At 69.1% G+C, this 615-nt stretch carries 1 protein-coding gene and 1 pseudogene; both read right to left on the minus strand.

All coding sequences use genetic code 11. From position 1 onward, the window contains the following. Window positions 1–160, minus strand: a pseudogene (locus AX737_RS35995) (S49 family peptidase); the annotation flags it as partial. Between the two features lie 107 nt (window positions 161–267). Beyond that, complete coding sequence (locus AX737_RS16745; protein ID WP_066923351.1) at window positions 268–498, minus strand: hypothetical protein; 231 nt, start codon at window positions 496–498, stop codon at window positions 268–270. Between the last annotated feature and the right edge of the window lie 117 nt (window positions 499–615).

Raw genomic sequence — 615 nt, forward strand, 5'->3', positions numbered from 1 at the left:
GCTCCAGGCTTCCCGCAACCGCCGCGATCGAGAGGCCGCGCCGGATCGGCGAGACCGCCCCGATCACGCCGCTGAGGCGCACCACCGCGACCCGCTTGGGCCGCGTCCGGAACCGGGCGGGCAGGAGGGGGTGCAGGAACGCCGGGAACGCGAGGGGCATGGATCGGGGCCGGGGTTGGAATGGATGCGGGCCGCAAGGCAGGTGGTCGGTGCCGTCGCGACGGCAAGGTTTCGGCGCGGGGGCGGGGCGAAAAGCCGCCCGTCGCGTCAGGCGCCCCCGTAGGCCAGGACCAGGGTCGCCGTGCAGATGACCCGGCCGGCCTCGTCGCGGATGTCGGCCCGGAACCGGCTCTCCGCGCGATCGGGCGAGGCGTGCCGAACCAGTTCCTCCAGGAGATGCCGCGCCGCGAGCCGCGCGCTCGTGAGATCCGGTAGCAGACGCCCTTCATCGTCGAAGATCACGGTGCCGTCGTACGTATCGAAGAAGTAGCGTGGCATTCGCGATCTGATCTCTGGTTGCAAAACGGCGATCATCATATCGAAGGCATGGGAGGATTGTCATTCTCGTGCGCCTGAAACAATCGATGGGCCCGGAAAAATCCGGTCCCGCGGCAG

The sequence above is a fragment of the Methylobacterium sp. CCH5-D2 genome, assembly GCF_001556475.1.
GTDB lineage: Bacteria > Pseudomonadota > Alphaproteobacteria > Rhizobiales > Beijerinckiaceae > Methylobacterium > Methylobacterium hispanicum.

Excerpts from the sequence above, each read along its gene's own strand:
- AX737_RS16745 (WP_066923351.1), bottom strand. The coding sequence starts at position 498 with ATGCCACGCTACTTCTTCGATACGTACGACGGCACCGTGATCTTCGAC.